This window comes from Blastococcus sp. TF02-09, assembly GCF_003319105.1.
GTDB lineage: Bacteria > Actinomycetota > Actinomycetes > Mycobacteriales > Geodermatophilaceae > Blastococcus.
This window is the reverse complement of the sequence record NZ_QOHH01000033.1, coordinates 1-675: the sequence shown is the minus strand read 5'-3', so window position 1 is coordinate 675 and position 675 is coordinate 1. Positions and strand designations below refer to the sequence as shown.

Annotated in this window: 1 protein-coding gene; it reads right to left on the bottom strand. The window is 66.7% G+C overall.

Translation table 11 applies throughout. The features are described from left to right. Window positions 1–21 precede the first annotated feature (21 nt). Entirely contained in the window at window positions 22–672 is a 651-nt protein-coding gene (locus DQ239_RS20030; protein WP_113836177.1) for a response regulator transcription factor, read from the bottom strand. Window positions 673–675 lie beyond the last annotated feature (3 nt).

The following is a 675-nucleotide window of genomic DNA, read 5'->3' as shown; positions in this document are numbered from 1 at the left end:
GCGTCCACGCGTGGCAGGGCTTCACGCGGGCTTGATGGTGTAGCCCACGCCGCGGACGGTGTGGATCATGGGCTCGCCGAGCGTGTCGATCTTCTTGCGCAAGTAGGAGATGTAGATCTCGACGATGCTCGACTTGCCCCCGAAGTCGTAGCTCCAGACGCCCTCGAGGATCTGCGCCTTGCTCAGCACCCGGCGCGGGTTGCGCATCAGGAATCGGAGCAGCTCGAACTCCTTGGCCGTGAGGGCCACCGGAGTGCCCGCCCGTTCGACCTCGTAGCTCTCCTCGTCGAGCACGAGGTCGCCGACCCGCAGGCGCGGATCGTCGTCCGCGATGGCGATGTGCCGACGTGCCATGCGTCGGAGCCGCGCGATGACCTCCTCGAGGTTGAACGGCTTCGTGACGTAGTCGTCGCCGCCCTCCTCGATGCCTGCGATGCGGTCCTCGACCGCATCCTTGGCGGTGAGGAACAGCACGGGCACATCGTTGCCCGCGGCGCGGATCCGTCGCAGCACCTCCATCCCGTCGATGCTCGGCATCATGATGTCGAGCACCACGATGTCGGGGTTGAACTCCCGCACCGCGTTGAGCGCCTCCTGGCCGTTGGCGGCCGTGCGCGCCTCCCAGCCGTCGTTGGCGAGCGCCATCCGGAGCAGCCTGTCTCTTATACACATCTC

What these genes read in the sequence shown, in the direction of transcription:
- DQ239_RS20030 (WP_113836177.1), bottom strand. Translation starts at nt 672, where the DNA reads ATGTGTATAAGAGACAGGCTGCTCCGGATGGCGCTCGCCAACGACGGC.